This window comes from Vibrio crassostreae 9ZC13 (assembly GCF_000272045.2).
GTDB lineage: Bacteria > Pseudomonadota > Gammaproteobacteria > Enterobacterales > Vibrionaceae > Vibrio > Vibrio crassostreae_C.
Genome location: NZ_AJYZ02000019.1, coordinates 771,921 through 789,166, shown reverse-complemented (window position 1 = coordinate 789,166; position 17,246 = coordinate 771,921). Strand labels below are relative to the sequence as shown.

The window sequence follows — 17,246 nt, the reverse complement described above, 5'->3', positions numbered from 1 at the left end:
CGCCAGCCAAAGAGATTGAAGTGGCTGCGAAGCTAGCGAAAGATAACAGCTACTACTGGTACCTAAATGGGGTATTACAAGAAGAGTTGGATATCGACAAGTCGACTAAATCGTTCGAGAAAGCATATTTGATCTCTGGTTCTCCAGAGCAGCTATACGCGGTATGCGATATCTATGTGCGCTACGGAAATGAAAAGACCGATGATTGCTTAGGTGAGCTAGGTAAAGTAGCTCCTGACTATGTTATTGATCAGTTGAAAGATAAACGAGTAGCGCCAAGCTCATAATATCCTAAAGAGTAATTAGCGAAGCCTATAATGAAAAGCCAGTCGACACGTTCGACTGGCTTTTTCGCATCCATGAACTGCTTAGACGAGGTTCAAGCAACTAAAGACAAAATAAGGGCAAGCCTGTTACTTGCCCATTTCGTTTTATTATTCACCCATAGAGCTTGATGCACGGCGTCTGTCGGTCGCGCCATAGATCTTGCCATCTTTGACTTGAATGGCATTCAAGCCACTGACGACTGGAATGACATGCACCGGATAACCGAGCTGCATGAACTCTGGTACTAACATTTCGGCGTAGGTTTTCTTTTCGACGAGCAAACCCGTTGGGTCGTAAGGTTTGGTGCGATCAATCTTGGTCTTTGTCTTTTTGGTAAAACAGCGCAAAAGTACCGCCGCCAATCCCAGTCATATCCGGTTCAACCACCGACATTGTCATCTGCATCGCCACCATTGCATCGACTGCATTACCTCCTTGCTTGAGTACCGAATACCCAGTGCTGCTTACATATGGATTCGTTGCACTTACCATAAACTCTTCGCCAGTTTCGTCTGGCGTAATTGGAAAAGGATTTGGGTTAGAAGACGAAACTCAACATGATGGTGTAAAGGACGGCATCTTTGTCATCAAAACCAGTAAGTGCATTGAAATCCTCAACAAAGGCACCGTTTGCTTTACGAGCCTCAAAATATTGCACTTCGCCATTGATGGAGACGTTAGGTAACACATCGTAATCCACACCAATTAGGTAGCTGTTTCCTGTTAGGTGTTCGTGAGAATCAAACTCTGCTCCGTAAACGACGTATGGAGTGAATAAATCTAGTCTGTAGCCCAAACTAGCGTACATCGAGGACGAGATGTCACTGATCTGTCCTTCACTTGCAAGCACCGCTTGACCTAATTCATACTCAACACCTAACGACCAAAGTTGAATGTGTTGGTTGTCTTGTTTGCTACTGAATGGAGCTGTTATCGAAGTCCCAGGGATTGTAATCGTGCCAGAAACGGTTTGATCAAAATTGGAGTCGAGGAATGACAAGTTCCAACGATAGTTTTCACCGCTCAATTGAAGATTGGCACCGAACATTCGGTTGGTTTCAAATTCCAGCTCTGTACTCGAATTAAAGTCAACTTTGTTTTTGTCTTTTACACCGAAGAAAGGTGAGAGCAATAGCGTTGCTTTATCACTGACATCATGAGTCCAGCTCACTTTTATACCGTTGAAAGCTGTGACTCCGAGAACGCTGTTATACACCTCTGTCGGTGGCCTTGCTGTCATATAGGCTTGGCCCACATAGTAGTACTCAGAGGCAAGGAATAATGGTAGTCGTAATCGACCAATGCTGACATCAAAGTCATTAAATTCATAACCTAAGTAAGCCCACTCTAGCTGCGGCTCACTCCAATCATATTGGGGTGGCTTGACAACTTGCACGGAAGCTTTGAATGAGTTGTAGAAGTAATCGAGTTGAACACCAAATGTGGTATCACAGTCGTAACAGCTCTCATCAGTAAAACCGCGGTTGATGATTAATGGATTATCGTTATCCGATGTTGCCCAAGACGTTGAGCCAAAGCCACTCAAGGATAAATTATCGGTAAGTTCGATATTCGCAAAAGCCGGAGAGGCCATTGAGGCACATAACACTGACGTAATTATTCTTTTCATATTATTTCTCCGAACTTATAACGTAGAGAACGTTGGCATTTTGAGGAACCGAAGAGAGTGGGGAGTAACCAATACGGTTTGGTTTGTCATCAAGCCAGTCGACTAAGCTGTCGGTTGACGCCGTTTTGATTTCTCTTGGATAACGCGCTTTTCCTGAAAAAGATAAACCAGCCCAGTGTGCATTCATTTGAGCGGCATTTTTTCCAAGCAAAAGCTGATAAAAGTCCTCTCTTTCGGCACTGTTCTCAGGCCAATCAGACAGTTCAACACGTTTGCCATTGAGGTGCTTAGTTTTCCCTCTATAGAGCTTTCGCGCTTTGTTTATTGATATCTCTTCAAATCCGGAGTCTAAAGAAAATATGGCATAATCTTCAGCGGCGTGAGCAGGGCTTAGAAAAAGCAAGCTTCCTAATAGCCCTACCGCGACTGGCAACATGACTCTGCGGGGAAGTGTTTTTATTGTTCTAATCCAATCCATGAGGTATCTCCTAACAAGTCGCACTTTCTATTTGATGGAATAGCTTTTCTTTTCTTACGGGCTTCGCTACGTATCCATCCATTCCGGAATCAAAGCACTTTTGAATATCATCATCGATAACACTAGCGGTCAACGCGATAATAGGAGTTTTGCTTAAGCCTTGGTTTTTCTCGTGTTCTCGAATCTCCTTAGTTGCCGTGAAACCGTCCATAACAGGCATCATGCAATCCATCAAAATAATGTCGAAGCTACTGTCGTTCTGGTACATATCAACGGCAATTTGTCCGTTGTCTGCAATTTCAAAGGCATATCCGGCCTTCTTCAGCATGATAGAAGCTACTTTTTGATTGACGCGGTTGTCTTCGACTAGCAAGATTCTCTCTGATTTGCTCGGAATTGCGTTTTGTTCCGCTTCTTCAGGCAAAGTACGTTTGGTCGCAGCCCCGTTGATAATTGGAGTGACAGTTGCAGGTTGTTTCTTAGGTTGAGCTTTATAGGAAGCTGGTAGTGGCATAGCTTCTACCGCGGTGAGTACTTTCTCTTTAAGCATTTCGAACTTGAATGGTTTTGGTACATAGTCATCCATACCAACGTCGAAACACCTCTGAATATCGTCATCGATGATACTGGCGGTCAATGCAATGATAGGGATGCGTCGCGTCGCTTCCGTTTCTTTTTCAATTCTTCGGATGTTGCTTGTTGCATCAAAGCCATCCATAACCGGCATCATGCAGTCCATGAGTATCGCCGCGTAATGAGGATTAGCGGTGAACATGTCCACAGCTTCTTGACCATTATTAGCGAACTCGAATTCAAAACCACTTTTACCGACATGAAGACCAGCAATTTTTTGGTTGATCTTGTTGTCTTCAACGATGAGGATTTTGTGTTGGATCTCGACTGATGTCTGGCTTGCTTCTGATAGTTCCGCCAAACCTCGAGTATCACAAAGCTCAATAGCTTTAATTAAACGCAAGCCGAGTAGGGGCTGTGCGACTTGTGCAGTAACGCTGTCACCAAGATCCGCTGGCTCACTTAAGAAGGAACGTATCAAACAGATAGTGATGCCGTTTTGGTGCAGCTTTTCTAAGTTATCTGCGTGGGTATTAGCTAGGAATGCGTCATCTTCGGCGAAAACAACAGTAATAGGTTTAGTGTGTTTTTGAGTGGAGAGCTGCTCTGTAATTGCCGTTATATCATTCGTTTTATCGGTAACCTTCAAACCATAAAGGTTAAGGTCGGACTCTATTCGCTCGGAGAGCATGTTTTCGTTACCCAGCACATAAATATCAGCCGTTGCTGTACTTGGTTTTGGCAGTATCAAGTCAACAGGCAATACCAAGTCGAAGTAGAAACAGCTTCCTTCACCTTTGACGGAGTCGAGTTGAATTTGACCACCCATCAGCTCTACCAACTGTGTACTGATGGCTAGACCAAGACCAGTACCACCAAATTGGCGTGTGGTTGAATCGTCTTCTTGAGCGAACGGTTCAAATATCTGTTTTTGTTGCAGTGAATCGATACCAATACCCGTGTCTCGTACAGCAAATCGAATGGTGGCATTGTTATCTGCTTTGTTGAGCGTTTGAATTGATAATGTGACGCCACCTTCAGCCGTAAACTTCACCGCATTCGACATAAAGTTCATCAAGATCTGTCTTAAACGGTGATCGTCTATCATCACGCGTGCTGGTGTATCTGGGCTGATATCAACGTTAATCGATATTCTTTGTTCTTTCGCTTTTGGTGCCACAATAGAGGCGATGTCGTATATCGACTCTCTAATCGATGCAGAATGCGGGCTGATTAATAGCATGCCAGACTCAATTTTAGAGAAGTCTAAGATATCGTTGATTAAGCTAAGGAGCAGTTGGGATGAAGTTTCGATCGTATCAACATAGTCACGTTGTGTCGGTGTAAGCGGCGTATCTGCGAGGATTTCCGAAATACCAATAACACCATTGAGCGGGGTGCGAATTTCATGAGACATGTTGGCCAAGAAGCTACTTTTTGCTTTGCTGGCTTGTATTGCGTGGTCTTTCGCGTGTTCGGCATCCTCTTTGGCTCTCTCTGCGTCTTCTTTTGCTACCGTCAATCTCTCTTTCGCGAGCTCTCGTTCGATGGTCAATCGTTCAACTTGCTGAGCAAACAGACTGAGTTCATCTTTACCTTGGATTAATTTATCTAAAGAAGGGCGCGTGTCATCATTTTCGCTTTTTAAGAAAGCTAACACCAAATTAAGGTTGTTAGTGACTTGTCTCGCCAAGCTAAGAGTTAAACCCATAACAATCGCAGCCAGCAAAGCGACGATTGAAATAAACAGGGTTCGTTGTATTTGCGCGTCATAGATGGCTTGCTCAACTTCTTGTTGAAACTCTTGCTTGATTACGCCGCCAAGGCTTTGTAATAAGTTGAGCCGTGCGCTCATCGCTTCTAAGCCGACAGACACTTCTTGTGGCGTCAGTTGGCTGATTGTATTTAGGTCGAGTAGCGCGCTTCTTATCTCTTGGCTTTGAGCAAACACATCATTTCGAAACACTTCAACCATCAAAGAAACTTGATGTTCGTTGGCGTTCAATGAAACAAAGCGCTCTAAGAACAATTGCTGTCTTTCACTCAAGGTTTTGATCTGTTCGGCGAGTTCTGGGTCGTACTCTTGGCTGATTTGGAAGATCTCAATCAGTGAACTACCAAGCTTGAACTCTTCGTTCGACCAAAACATCAACCACTCAAGTTGTTGAAGGGCAGTGAGGTGCTGTTGAATTTCACGTTTAGTGTTTTCAAAAGGGACTTTCTCTACTTCAAGTAACAGTTGCTTGTATAAATCGCTCTGCCATTCGAGGGCATCCAATTTATCGTAAGTGTCAGTCACTTGCATCGTCGATAAGGTCGCTTCGCTGAAATCGGCAACAAGTTGATTCATTTCATCAGATGCGTCTAAAAAAATGATGGGAGACAGGTTTTTAAGTTCTGCCTTTACTTGGTTGCTTTGAGTAGCAAACTCTTCAGGGCTAGAGGCTAAGGTACTTCTATACAAAATAGAAATATCTTGAAGATAGACAGATAACTGATTGGTTCGTTCAAAATCGGTTAACTGAGTCGTTAATATATAAGCCTGTCTACCTGCTAGGAAGAGTAATAATGAAATGGGAAGTAGAACTAAGCCAAAGAGTTTATGTTTGACTGAAAGGTTATTCCAAACCGTAATCGCCATATAAGGATCCATCCAACTGTCATTATATAAAAACAGTAGAATAAAAATGCCGATATGGAAACTTTGAAACGGTAAATTTTACGTAAGTGTGGGAGAGGTATAAGTTCTTGTGATTCCAGAGCTTATTTTGAAATGCGTTCTTTTATTAGTAATTTATAGCGTTTGGCAGTTTGTTTAATTTTATGCTTATTGATGAATCACTTAAAAAGCTTACTAATGAGAACGATTGTTATCGAGGCTTAATTCGAAAAGAAGTTGCTCTAATACGGTTTTTGCAGAGGGTTCTAATGTCCAAATACCGAGCATTCTGTTAAGTGCGGCGCGATACACTCTGTTTTTTAGTAGGAAGGCGAGTGTGCTCGTATCATTGCTGAATACGTGCATTTGTACGATGGTGAGCTCTGCTTTGTTCTCAATGTCTATTTTCTGAAGATTGAAAGCGGGTAGGAAGGCAGACTCATACCAAACCTCAACGATCTGTCGAAGCTCCATCTCTTCTTCAGGTACATCGCACTCCTGAAGTTGGTGGTTTTCAGGAATTGCGGATAAGTAAGCTACATCAAGCTTGTCTGCAACGAATGTGTACATATTCTTCCTTGTTACCTGTGGTATTGGGACGAATCATCCCTCTCGCTTATGAATTTGTCAATTATATCCATTTCCCTAAATAGCGAATTGTGATTAAGCGTTGAGGTTTTAGCTTAAGCTGTTTAAGTATTTGTCTGTTAAGCCAAAATATTTCAAATTCCCATCCGGCTCTAACACTAAACTCATGTTTGATGTTGCGATCAAACCAGGGTCGTTAGTCGAAAAAATCACGGTCTTATTCAACAATTTATCGGAGAACAGGCGATTAAAGTATTGAGCGTTTTCTTGCTCTGCACCGTTGAACGGTTCATCAATGATAATCAGAGATTGCTCACAGTTACCTAGGCCAAGTGCCAGACGCAGTTTTTGTTGAATTCCATTCGGAAGACTTTTGCATTTATCCACGCTTAACTGAGTAGCCAATCCTTCCGGAAGCCATTCATCTAATTCGAAGAAGCTGATCATCTCTTGCATCTTGTCTGTTGGAATCAGTCCGTTGTGTAAAATGAAGTTGGTCTCAAGTGAGCCTTCAAAAATATGCAAATTGAAAGGGATGTAGTTAATCGACGTGCGATAACGGTAGCTATTGAACTGTTTAATGTTGTAACCATCGACAGATACAGCGCCTTGATAGCGGTCTTCTAACCCAGCAATGATTGAAATTAAGGTGGTTTTACCGCAGCCCGTAGGGCCACAAATGACCACTTTGGCACTGGGTGGGATTTTGAACCCCAAGTTAGTTAAACCCGTTGCGGCTCCTGCATATCGGTGACTGACTCCGCTGCCCACAATGCTTCCTTGGAACAGGCGAATAGGTGGGCTTTTTTCTAAGGTCAATTTGTCGTCATTCATCGACATCAGGTTGTTTATCTGTGCTGATGAAGCCTTGATCGATTGGAACTTGGAAATTGAGTTATAGATACCCATGATTGGGCCTAACGCTTTCCAAACCAAAATAACGGTTGCGAGCATGGCACCCGCATCAGAAGTACCTTCCATCACGCCGATTACCGCGGTCACGATACTTGCTGTACCAATCACTTGAATCAAACTGCCACCAGCGGCCTGAATCTTACTGTTAGTCACGGCAACGTTCTCTGCATCGCTGGTGCTTTGCATATGCGATGCACTGAATCGAGATTGAACGACACGAAGTAAAGGCAGGCCTTGGATTGTTTTGATACCACGAAGGATTTCGTTCCATTGATACGAGACCATCGCATTGGCGCGCGAACTTTTGGATGTGGCTTGCGAGTAGATATAGCGAGAGTAAATACAGAACACTAACATCAGGATTAAACCACCCATCACCACTAATGCCGCTGTACCAGACATCAGAGCAATGGCGATGATAAATACGATCACAAACGGCATATCAAAATAGCTGAGCGTCGATTCGGCAGTCACCAAGCGTCGGAAGGTATCGATATCTTTCAAACGTGCTAGCTGAGAAGAGACCCCAGCAGTAGATGTCATCGCATAGGGTAGCCAAAGCAACTTAGATATAACGGCTTGCGAGATGTGCACGGCGAGGTCTTTACCGGAAGTGGCAATGATGTTGACCCGCATTTTCTTAAAGAAGTATTCAGAGAAGCCGACAATAATGGCGAATAAGGTTAGCCAATAGAGTGTGGCTTCGGAGCTCGAAGTCAGTGCGAAGTTATATACACTCATAATAAAGAATGGCTGCAATGCACCGAGAATACTGATGACGAAGCTGAGAATGATCAGGCTTTTAAGTTCATTGTTATAACGATAGAAAGCGTATTTAATCCAATTGCTTCTGTCTTGCGATTCCGGAGGTGGCTCGCGGAACAGACGAGAATATTCGCTAATCGCAATCAGCAAACAGGGCTTTTTGCACATTGGGTATTCAATGGTGTTGTTGTTCGTGTAATCAAACAGCAGCAACTTTCCATCTTTGGTGCCTAAGAAAATCGCACTTAGATTCTCTATTTCAATAAAGCATGGCTGAGGGTGTTTATCTATATTCTCGAGTGTCTTTAATTTGGTCACATCACAGCGATACCCAAGACGCTCTATGGTTGCTGTAAAGCTGTCGCTGTCTTTGTGTTTCGGAATAAAAGCATCGCTGAGTATCGCGGGTGTGCCTTCCCATTCGAGTGCTATCAAGGTGTAGGCCAAACCGCGGATAAGTGGCGATTGACTGTAACGTTCGTCGTATCCGCTGGATTCAAAATCCAAAACACGTTGCGGTACATTATTGAAGTCGACTAAGATACTCATTGGTCACCTCCGGTAAGTTTTACGCGTTTGAGGCGATGGTTAAGCTTGTCCATTTTATTACTGGCGATGATCAAGATTTTGTCGTTGGCTCGATAAGCCGTACTGGTGAGAACCATTCGTGCAAATTCCTCATCAAACACACAGTCGATGTCATCAAATATCAATACGCGCTTACTGGCGAGCAGGGCGCGAACTAATAATAGGGCGTAGCCAACTTGGCGTGAGAATGGGTTACGCATATGGCCTTTGAGTTCTGTATAAAAACCGGCAGGAAGCCCATCAATTTGAGCTTTGATGTTCATGGTTTCACACAGTGCAAACGCCGTGTTATTCAAGCTTGGGCGGAAACAGGTGAGGTTATCGATAATCGTCCCTTCTACGAACGAACTGGTCTTATCAACCATCAGAACACTGTTACGCCAAACGTTGTAATTGACGTCATCCAAAGGCGTGTCGTTAATCATGATATCTAGTTTGCTATCACTGTTCTGACGCGTAATACAGTTAGCGAGGTGGGTCTTACCTGAACCACTTTTCCCTGTCAGCAAATAGGCTTGTCCGAGTTCGAACTCGATACGCTGCTTTTCAGAATACTTAACCGAGATACGTTCTACTTCTGTTGTTTCATGTTGGTGTTCAACAGAGGCGGCCAATTCAAGGAGGTCAACGATACGCTGAATATGGAGTTTGTTTAACTCCCAACGGCTCGCGGTGCGCATCACTTGTTGGTAAGGCGCAAAATAACGGTTGGTTAGCATGATGATCGCGGCCATGATGCCTTGGCTAGATTCCATATTGATAACGGCCGTTGCCAGTACCACAACAACACAAGCTATAGAAAGCTGTTGGATGAGCGCCAATATTAGGCTGAAGTTAGATTCAATCTGCTCATATTTGATGTTCTCAACTTCGCGCTCTTCGACCATTTGTGTCATCAGGCTTTCAACGCGGTATTCCATATTTCGAGCTTTGATATCAAGCGGGCTAGAGATGATCTCAATGATTTTGGAGGTAGTTAACCCTTCGATGTCTGACTTATTCTGCAAACTACCAATCTTTTGTTTGGAAAGGCTCCACGCAAAAATAGCCAAGATGACAGAGGCAATCAGAAGGGTAATGCCAGCCCATATGTTGATGAGTCCTATGATGAGGATAGTGATCACGCTGACGGCAAGGTTGATAAGCGCTCGAACCGATTCGCCACCAAAGAAGGTTTTCAATTCAGGAATGGTTGAGATTCGTTCTAGGTATTCGCCTGGCTCCAAACGTCGGAACTCAGAGATTTCCGCCAAACAGATGGATTGAAATACCTTATTGGTTAAGTTGGTCTCAAACTGCCTCATGATGACAGAGGAAATCTTCTCTTCCTGATTTTTTAAGTGATAGTCGAGGAAGATAGAAATCAAGATAATCGCGAACAATAAGAACAGAGTATCTTGTGCTTGGTTGGGTAACACTCGGTCAAAAATGATCAGAATGGAGAAGGGCAGTACCAAACCAAACAGGGTCGATATTATCGTTGAGAAAGTCAGATAACACTTATCTGCCATGTTGATCTTTTGCGAAAACTGCTCAGTTTGCATTGCGACCTCCTTTCCTCAACGACTCCGTTGAGAGAAGATGTTTAGGCACCAAATCTTGATTGTCTCGTCCCTCAATATCGCTCATTAATTGCATCACGCTTTCGATAGATTGAATTGAGAGTATTCCCTTAATTTGCTCAAGCTTGATGGTCTCGATGATGTAGTCGTATCGTGCGCTTTCGTAGTCTCTTAAGGCGCTGAATAGTTTACTTTCCGCCGCCAGCAAGTCGGTGATAGTACGCGTGCCCAATTGGTAGGCTCTTTGGATCCCTTTATAAGACGCGTAGTTGGCGCGAATGATGTTTTCGTAACTGCTTATAGACTGCGAGAAATCGTTAATGTTGAGCACGGAGGTATTCACACTGTTACGTGTGGTGTAAAGCGAATCTTGGTAAAGCAGCTCAGTACGTTCGATGGCCGTCGATGATTTTTGATAGCCGTAGTAATCAGAGCCACCAGACAAGATAGGAACTGCTAGGTTTAACCCAACACTGGTTGAGTTACTTTCGCCTGTCGCTGTAATGTCGGTTTTGTCGAAGTTATTGGCGTCATCGTGTCGATAGCTGGCTGAAAGCGATACGGTCGGTAAGAAGTTCGAACCGCTCTCTTTTAAGCTTCTGCGGCTTCTCTCGACGTTTTTCTTAGCCACTAACAAGTCGTTGTTGAGCTTTAACGCTTGATCCATGATTGATCGTTGTTCGGTTTCGTTTATCTCTTTTAAAGGCACACTTTCGTAGATATCTTGAGACGGAGTGATAGGGTATTGAATCTGAATCGATAGCCCGTTGAGAATGACGCGACGGTCTTTCTGCAAGGTTCTCAATCGATTCGACACACCTTCTTTCTGAGCAATCACTTCGTAAAGCTCACTGGCGGCTGTATTGCCGAGTTCCACATTGCGTCGCATTTGATGTTCACGCGTCTCAGACGACTTAAGCTCTACCTTGGTCGCTTTAATTTGTGCGTTGTTTTTCAAATACTCAAAGTATTGAGAGCCGATTTCTGAAATAGTGCTTTGGATTTTGTTCTCGTGTTTAATCTCTTCAATGTTGAAGTCGAGCTTTGCCGTCCCATATTTGAAAATATCGCCCAGATTGAAGATCGATTGAGAAAGGGAAAGGCTGTAGCTGTTCGAGTTATAGCTTGAAGTTTCATCAGGCACACTTGATAGCAAGGTTTCATTTTCATTCCATGTGGTATCGGCAGCACCATTGAGGGAAGGAAGAAATTTTGAGCGGCTGATACCAATGTTGTACTCGTTCTCTTCGACCCCTTTATCACTCGCCCGAAGAGAAAGGCTGTTCTGCAGACCGAGTTCTACCGCCTCAAGCAGGGTAGTCGCCGATGCTGAAGGTGTCGTGCTTAATGTAAGCGCAGCTATGATGCTGCTAGTTAAGTTTTTGTACCGCCACATACTTGTTGATCACCTTGATGATTTGGTCGCTTTTATAAGGTTTGCTGATTACGTAATCCATTCCGGCCTCAATACAAGCCTGGTGTTCGTTACTGCTGGTCAATGCGGTTGCACCTATGATGGTACAAGGGTTTTTCTCGTTTTCTTGTTCGAATTGGCGAATGCGTTTTGTGGCTTCGATGCCACCCATACCCGGCATGATGCAATCCATGAAGATGATGTCAGAACGCTTGTTCATAAAGTGCTTCACGGCATCGGCGCCATCGCCAACCATGTCTGGTTCATATTCTTGTTTGGTCAAGATTCGTTTCAGTAAAATTTGTTGAACTCGGTCATCCTCTACGATAAGGAATGAGCTGTTTTCCATCTGTTCTTCCGATGCTTCCGCTTCCATAATGGTGAGTAGGTTTGGAATGAACTCGTAAGGGATAGCAGGAGCGTTGATGATTTTGTCGACGAAGCTATGACACTCTTGTGCTTGCTGAGTGTTGGTCACTGACAACAGTAACTTGGTATTTGGGTGGTTCTTAAGCTGAGATTTCACCGTCTTGCTCAACGACGGCAGCTTGTTGGGTTCAAAGGTATCGGTGAGCATAATCGCATCGTAATCACCGAACGTTTTCGCCGCTGAGAAAAGCTCATTTGCAGTGCGAATCTCGGTGATATCAAGCCCCAAGTTACTGAGCATTTTCTTCATCACATCGATGCGAACTTGAGTATTAGCACACAAGAGTAAACGCTTGCCATCAAAGCGAGTTTTCTCTGTGTGGAAGTTCTTAGCCTTAAGATCAAGCTCGATCTGAAAACGTTCCTGAGCCCCTGACTGGAACCAGTGGCTCTCGTAATATCCGTAATCCTTCAGAACGCTTTTCGCTAAGTCATCTGTGCTGGCTGTATGGTCTTTGTGTGCGCTCCAATGGAGTTTGTTGAGCTTGGCAACAGAAACATCCAGTGTTGATAAGAAGTTGAGGTTGATGGTGACACGGGTATTTTCCATGTCTGAAGCCGCACCCGATTCAATCGTTACAAACAGTTTCTTATTTGATTTGAATTGAATGGCATTGGAAAGCTGCAGGAACAATATCCAGAACAAGCTGGTGGATTGACCTTCTACACGATTGGGTAAGTTGTCAGAGATAAAACAGTCAAGTTGGCTTTCATTACGTTGTACTTTGGCACTGATATGAATCATTAATTCAGATAACACGCTCAGTAAAGAGAACTCTTTCGACTTGCTTTCCGTACCCTGTGATATCAAGCGATTATAGTTTTCTGCTAACTCAGATAGTGTGCTACACGCAGAGGTAATATCGTTCGCCATCAACACGCCGTTTTCATCGGTTTCTTGAACCAGATATTGGACACCACCGTTGATGGTGTTTGTAATTCCGCGAATCTCATAACCGATCAGCGCATACAACTGTTTGTAGAGATCGTTATTGCGCTTTTGGTCTTCTAATTTACTGAAAATAAGTTTGAGATGAGAGTAAATCTGACGCTGCTTGGGGTTGATGCTAACTTCATTAAGAAGCTCTTCAAGACGTTGTAAATCTAGCTGCTTCAGCTCTTGATACAGGGCATCGAATTCATAGTCGATTTCGCGTTCGTTAGAACTGGATTTCTTTAGCTTCAACATAGCAACTGAGTTGGATAGAATCGTAATCACAGCCAATATCACGACCACCATAAACAACCAGATAAAGAACTCGTTTTTTTCTGACATTAAGTCATTTGCATGGTTGTTAAACATGGTGCGATAGTTGTCGTCCATCTGCAGATAGTTATTGGTCAATGAAAGGTACAAGCCTAATACGTCGTTACGTGTTTTTGCGCTATCGGAGAAACGATTAATCGCCAATTCCAGTTGTGTGTATTCAGTTGCCCCAACCAAGCTGAACTCGGTTTTGTTCAACGAGGCTAAAGAGCGAAATTCATCAATTTCAAGCTTCAAGTTAAACAGGTTGAATTCGTTAGTGCCGCAAGTGTTGGTACTTAAACACTGTTGCAGAGTTTGAATATCTTGTTCTATGGTCTGATTAAGCTTCTGGGCTTGTATGAGCAGTGGGGCGCTTTGCACTTGTGCGACTGAATCTATTTTTGACCAAGAAAAGTATAAATAGAAAGCGAGCGCAGCCAATACCACGCTAAATAGTATGCTTAGACGTAGGGCGGGTATGGAAATATTGTACGAAGGTTTACCGCTCATTGATTATCTCTCATCGAAAGCATCCTCGATGGCTGACATCACCGGTTTCGCAGCGTATTCGATCACGCGACGCGAGCCTGTTTTCACATCAGCGGTAAACTCCATGTAAGGTGATAACTTGTATTGAGTGCCTCCTCGTTCAAGAAAGTTTCGGTCAATTTCAATCTCAGCTAAATAGAATTCAGCGTCTTCTTCTTCGTATGATGAACGGCTGATTGAGGCGATGGTTCCCTCAACAAACCCGTATTTTGCAAAGTTATAGGTATCCATTTTTACTTTCACTGCCTGACCAATTTCGACAAATCCCATGTCTTTACGTGGGATCTTCGCTTCACCGTGTAACGAATTATTTATTGGGGCAATATCGGCGATACTTTCTCCTGGCGGAATCACAGCAGAACGGAAATTGAAGTGAAGTTTATCGACCACACCATCGACTGGCGAGTAGACGACTAGGCGATCAACCTTGTCGGAATGCTGCGGTTGTAAGATTCGCTTTAGCTTGAGGTCTTTGTTCGCTTGAATGATTTGTGCTTGGTACTCAGAGTTTCGATTCTCAACCAAGTCACGGTGTTGCTTTTCCAGTTTGTCGAGTTGGAAACGCTCATTCATCACAGATTCGTCAAGGTTCTCAATCTCACGCACCATATTCGACTCTTGTACTTTCATGTTAAGAACGTCGACATAAGAAGCCATCTCTTCTTTATAGAGGGTGTTTTTGATGTTGAGCTGCTTACGTATCAGAGAGAGTTGATTCTCTGAACTTTTGCGACGCTTTAACATTGAACTGATCAACGAGTTCTTGTGCTTAATATCGTGTGTAATGAGTTCTTCATTTGAACGGTTTTTAGAGAATTCTTGTCTCCAGGTATTCATGTTGACCTGAACTTGCTCAGGGTATTTCTCAATGAAAGCGTCGAAGTTAGGCTCTATCATGTCGCGTAAGCTTTCATAACGAATCTTATCGAGCTCTATCTGAATAATTTCAGTATTGACGGTATCAAGTTGAGTGTTACGGTCAAGTGAGCGTATTCGAGCGATAGGTTGGCCCTCATAAACGACTTCCCCTTTTCTGACTAACAATTCTTCTAATATCCCGCCTTCTAAATGCTGAACTTTCTCAACATCCGATTCCAATAGCAGTTCGCCACGTACAGAAACAACAATATCGATACGTGCTTGTGACGCCACCGCAATAGCGACCAAAGCGAGCAAGAATATAATGAGCAACGTTTTGTGAACGCTGGTCATGGCACTAGCAAGCACAATAGTGTCATCAGCTGTGACTTTAGAAGGCTCGTTATTGGAAACGAGTGCTTTTCTGAGGTGATGTTCTATTTGGTTATTGCTCATGACTGACCTCGGTTACTTGCCATCTATTACTTCCTTAATATCCAACAAGTGGTTGATTTGTCGATTGACGTTGTGCAATTCAGTTTTTACATCCTCTATTAGATCTTCCGGCGCAGGAAACTCGTGTCTACTCAAGTGTTCCAATTTGGCCATTTTTGGCGGAAGGTCTTGGTCGCAAAGCAACGTTAAGATGGTCTTCAATCGTTTTGAGTAACTATTGAGTTCATCAAAATGATTACCGTTATGAAGCGCTTCTATATTTAGGGCTGCGTCAGAAAAGTCATTGTAAAAGTCGCCTAATAGCAATTGCAGCCCTTTGTGGTTGTTGTCGACCGAGCGCAACAAATTCGTCATGTCTATCATCGCTCCACTGCCTTAATTGCTTTAATCACAATAACTAAGGATCTTTAAAGGCAGTTTTCAAATTTTTTTTGATTCTTTCTCTTTAAAAAGAAATTATGAAAAATGTTGTATAAAAAATTGGTTTTTCAAAATGATGTCCTTTAATGCCTCTATAAATACGATCAGTTAGCTAGTAGCAACGGAGGCTGTAATGGCAGGCGAAAATAACCAAAACAACCAAAATGAAGATCTAAATGACGCGGTAGAACAAACGGACACGAACGACGCGGGTACGCCCTCCCAACAGCAGAATCAACAAAATCAGCAAAACACGATTGCGTCGACAATAGCGACGGGTGCTGAAAATGCGGATGCGGCAGACGAAGTTAACCAGGCTTTAGACGAAAATCCGAGTGGTGCAGGTAATACTGAAGATGCCTCTGCTTCTGGTGCGGCTGTGCAAGAAGAGACGCCAGGAAGTGATGGAGATTCAGACGCTGCACAATCCAATGTAGTTGGTGGAGCCGCTTCTGAAGCTGGCTCGGATAACGCTGCTGGCAGTGGTGGCGGTGCTGGAGCGGGCGCACAAGCTGTAGGTGGTGATATCGCAGAGGCTGCGACAGGTGGTGTAGACGCTGAAGGTAATGAAGAACAAGGCCAAGCTGCGCGTACTTCAGCAGCGCCGAGTGCGACATCTTCAGAGTCGGGTGACCAACAAGTTGGTGATGAGCTAGATTCACAAACAGTAGAAGAGACGTTTGCAGTTGATGTTCAAGCTTCTGACGAAGAGACCATTAGCGAAGTAGAGGATGACTTTGATTCTGAAACGGTAAGCGAAACGTTTAAAATCAAAGTGGAAAGTGAAAATGATGCGCCAGAAGCTGAACAAGATCTGGCTTACATCATGGATGAAGATGGCTCCATAACATTCACTCAAGAACAATTACTCGAATACGCAAGTGATGTAGATGGGGACGAGCTTGTTGCTTCTAACGTTCAAGTTGGTGATGATGCAACAGTTCAAGACAATGGTGATGGTACTTTCACCGTTGTTCCTTCAGCTGATTTTAATGGTGAACTTGACCTTACTTTCGACATCAGTGACGGCCAAGAAACGATTAGCAGCGCAATTGATTTAACGGTACGCCCGATTAATGACGCGCCTGTTCCTGAAGATAAAACGTTTGAAATCGAGGAAGACGGAACTCTTGTATTCACCGACGCTGACCTCCTTTCTGGTGCGACAGACATTGAAGGTGACAACCTAACGGTTGAAGGTGTGACCTACGATGGTGGCGACGGTATCCTGACCTACAACGGCAACGGGACTTACACCTTTGCGCCAAACGAAAACTTCAATGGCGACGTAAACTTCGGCTTCGATGTGTCAGACGGAACCGATACGGTCTCTGCGAACATCGATGTAAGTGTGACTGCGGTTGATGATGCGCCTGTGTCTGGTGACCTAGCGTACTCAATCGACGAAGATGGTTCGATTCGTCTAAGCCAAGAGCAGCTGCTTTCTCAAGCATCAGATGTGGAAGGCGATGACCTTACGGCTAGCGACCTTACGGTTGGTGGAGATGCGACGGTTGTAGCTAATGATGACGGCAGCTTCACCATCACGCCAGATGAGAACTTCAATGGTGATATCGATATTAGCTTCGATATCTCAGATGGTACCAATACGGTTCAAGCATCGGCTGACCTAACCGTTAACCCAGTAAATGATTTACCTGTTCCACAAGACCAACAGTTCAGTGTTGAAGAAGACGGTACGTTAATCTTCACTGATGCAGACCTATTAACAGGCGCAACGGACATTGAAGGTGACAACCTTACTATTGAAAGTGTGACCTACGAC

The 17,246-nt window shown here is 43.8% G+C and carries 12 protein-coding genes and 2 pseudogenes; 2 read left to right on the top strand and 12 right to left on the bottom strand.

What is annotated here, in order from left to right:
- Window positions 1-287 (top strand): annotated as a pseudogene (locus A136_RS04730) (hypothetical protein); the annotation flags it as partial.
- 147 nt (window positions 288-434) lie between these two features.
- Here A136_RS04730 and A136_RS22550 read toward each other — a convergent pair.
- The 12 genes and pseudogenes from A136_RS22550 to A136_RS04680 form a co-directional block, all read right to left on the bottom strand.
- A pseudogene (locus tag A136_RS22550) lies at window positions 435-647 on the bottom strand (gamma-glutamyltransferase); the annotation flags it as partial.
- The gene (locus tag A136_RS23230; RefSeq protein WP_371726260.1) at window positions 637-720 is read right to left on the bottom strand and encodes a hypothetical protein; all 84 of its coding nucleotides are present in this window, start codon (window positions 718-720) and stop codon (window positions 637-639) included. The pseudogene A136_RS22550 and the gene A136_RS23230, both read right to left, overlap by 11 nt.
- Window positions 721-865: 145 nt before the next feature.
- Entirely contained in the window at window positions 866-1,957 is a 1,092-nt protein-coding gene (locus A136_RS04725; RefSeq protein WP_029235245.1) for a hypothetical protein, read from the bottom strand.
- A gap of 1 nt (window position 1,958) precedes the next feature.
- A complete protein-coding gene (locus A136_RS04720) occupies window positions 1,959-2,435 on the bottom strand; it encodes a hypothetical protein (protein ID WP_017060466.1) in 477 nt (158 codons plus the stop codon).
- Between the two features lie 10 nt (window positions 2,436-2,445).
- A complete protein-coding gene (locus tag A136_RS04715; RefSeq protein WP_017064683.1) occupies window positions 2,446-5,649 on the bottom strand; it encodes a response regulator in 3,204 nt (1,067 codons plus the stop codon).
- 213 nt (window positions 5,650-5,862) lie between these two features.
- On the bottom strand, window positions 5,863-6,237 hold the full coding sequence (locus A136_RS04710; RefSeq protein WP_017064682.1) for a hypothetical protein: 375 nt from the start codon (window positions 6,235-6,237) through the stop codon (window positions 5,863-5,865).
- A gap of 108 nt (window positions 6,238-6,345) precedes the next feature.
- Window positions 6,346-8,484 (bottom strand): ATP-binding cassette domain-containing protein, encoded by a 2,139-nt coding sequence (locus A136_RS04705; protein ID WP_017064681.1) that lies wholly within the window; start codon window positions 8,482-8,484, stop codon window positions 6,346-6,348.
- Entirely contained in the window at window positions 8,481-10,067 is a 1,587-nt protein-coding gene (locus A136_RS04700; protein ID WP_017064680.1) for an ABC transporter transmembrane domain-containing protein, read from the bottom strand. The genes A136_RS04705 and A136_RS04700 overlap by 4 nt, the downstream gene beginning before the upstream one ends.
- Complete coding sequence (locus tag A136_RS04695) at window positions 10,057-11,481, bottom strand: TolC family protein (RefSeq protein ID WP_017064679.1); 1,425 nt, start codon at window positions 11,479-11,481, stop codon at window positions 10,057-10,059. Before A136_RS04695 ends, A136_RS04700 begins: the two co-directional genes overlap by 11 nt.
- Window positions 11,456-13,687, bottom strand: coding sequence for an ATP-binding response regulator (locus tag A136_RS04690; RefSeq protein ID WP_029235244.1), 2,232 nt, complete (start codon window positions 13,685-13,687; stop codon window positions 11,456-11,458). Before A136_RS04690 ends, A136_RS04695 begins: the two co-directional genes overlap by 26 nt.
- A gap of 3 nt (window positions 13,688-13,690) precedes the next feature.
- A complete protein-coding gene (locus A136_RS04685) occupies window positions 13,691-15,040 on the bottom strand; it encodes an HlyD family type I secretion periplasmic adaptor subunit (RefSeq protein WP_017064677.1) in 1,350 nt (449 codons plus the stop codon).
- Window positions 15,041-15,052: 12 nt separating this feature from the next.
- The gene (locus A136_RS04680; protein WP_017060458.1) at window positions 15,053-15,403 is read right to left on the bottom strand and encodes a hypothetical protein; all 351 of its coding nucleotides are present in this window, start codon (window positions 15,401-15,403) and stop codon (window positions 15,053-15,055) included.
- A 190-nt stretch (window positions 15,404-15,593) separates the two neighbouring features.
- Here A136_RS04680 and A136_RS22975 point away from each other — a divergent pair.
- The coding region (locus tag A136_RS22975) for a tandem-95 repeat protein (RefSeq protein WP_017064676.1) at window positions 15,594-17,246 on the top strand (1,653 nt) is incomplete at its 3' end.

Bases quoted from the DNA above. Each gene is read 5' to 3' on its own strand.
- A136_RS04690 (WP_029235244.1), bottom strand. From the start codon at position 13,687: ATGAGCGGTAAACCTTCGTACAATATTTCCATACCCGCCCTACGTCTA.
- A136_RS04710 (WP_017064682.1), bottom strand. From the start codon at position 6,237: ATGTACACATTCGTTGCAGACAAGCTTGATGTAGCTTACTTATCCGCA.
- A136_RS04720 (WP_017060466.1), bottom strand. From the start codon at position 2,435: ATGGATTGGATTAGAACAATAAAAACACTTCCCCGCAGAGTCATGTTG.
- A136_RS04680 (WP_017060458.1), bottom strand. From the start codon at position 15,403: ATGATAGACATGACGAATTTGTTGCGCTCGGTCGACAACAACCACAAA.
- A136_RS04705 (WP_017064681.1), bottom strand. From the start codon at position 8,484: ATGAGTATCTTAGTCGACTTCAATAATGTACCGCAACGTGTTTTGGAT.
- A136_RS04685 (WP_017064677.1), bottom strand. From the start codon at position 15,040: ATGAGCAATAACCAAATAGAACATCACCTCAGAAAAGCACTCGTTTCC.
- A136_RS04715 (WP_017064683.1), bottom strand. From the start codon at position 5,649: ATGGCGATTACGGTTTGGAATAACCTTTCAGTCAAACATAAACTCTTT.
- A136_RS04695 (WP_017064679.1), bottom strand. From the start codon at position 11,481: ATGTGGCGGTACAAAAACTTAACTAGCAGCATCATAGCTGCGCTTACA.
- A136_RS23230 (WP_371726260.1), bottom strand. From the start codon at position 720: ATGTCGGTGGTTGAACCGGATATGACTGGGATTGGCGGCGGTACTTTT.
- A136_RS04700 (WP_017064680.1), bottom strand. From the start codon at position 10,067: ATGCAAACTGAGCAGTTTTCGCAAAAGATCAACATGGCAGATAAGTGT.
- A136_RS04725 (WP_029235245.1), bottom strand. From the start codon at position 1,957: ATGAAAAGAATAATTACGTCAGTGTTATGTGCCTCAATGGCCTCTCCG.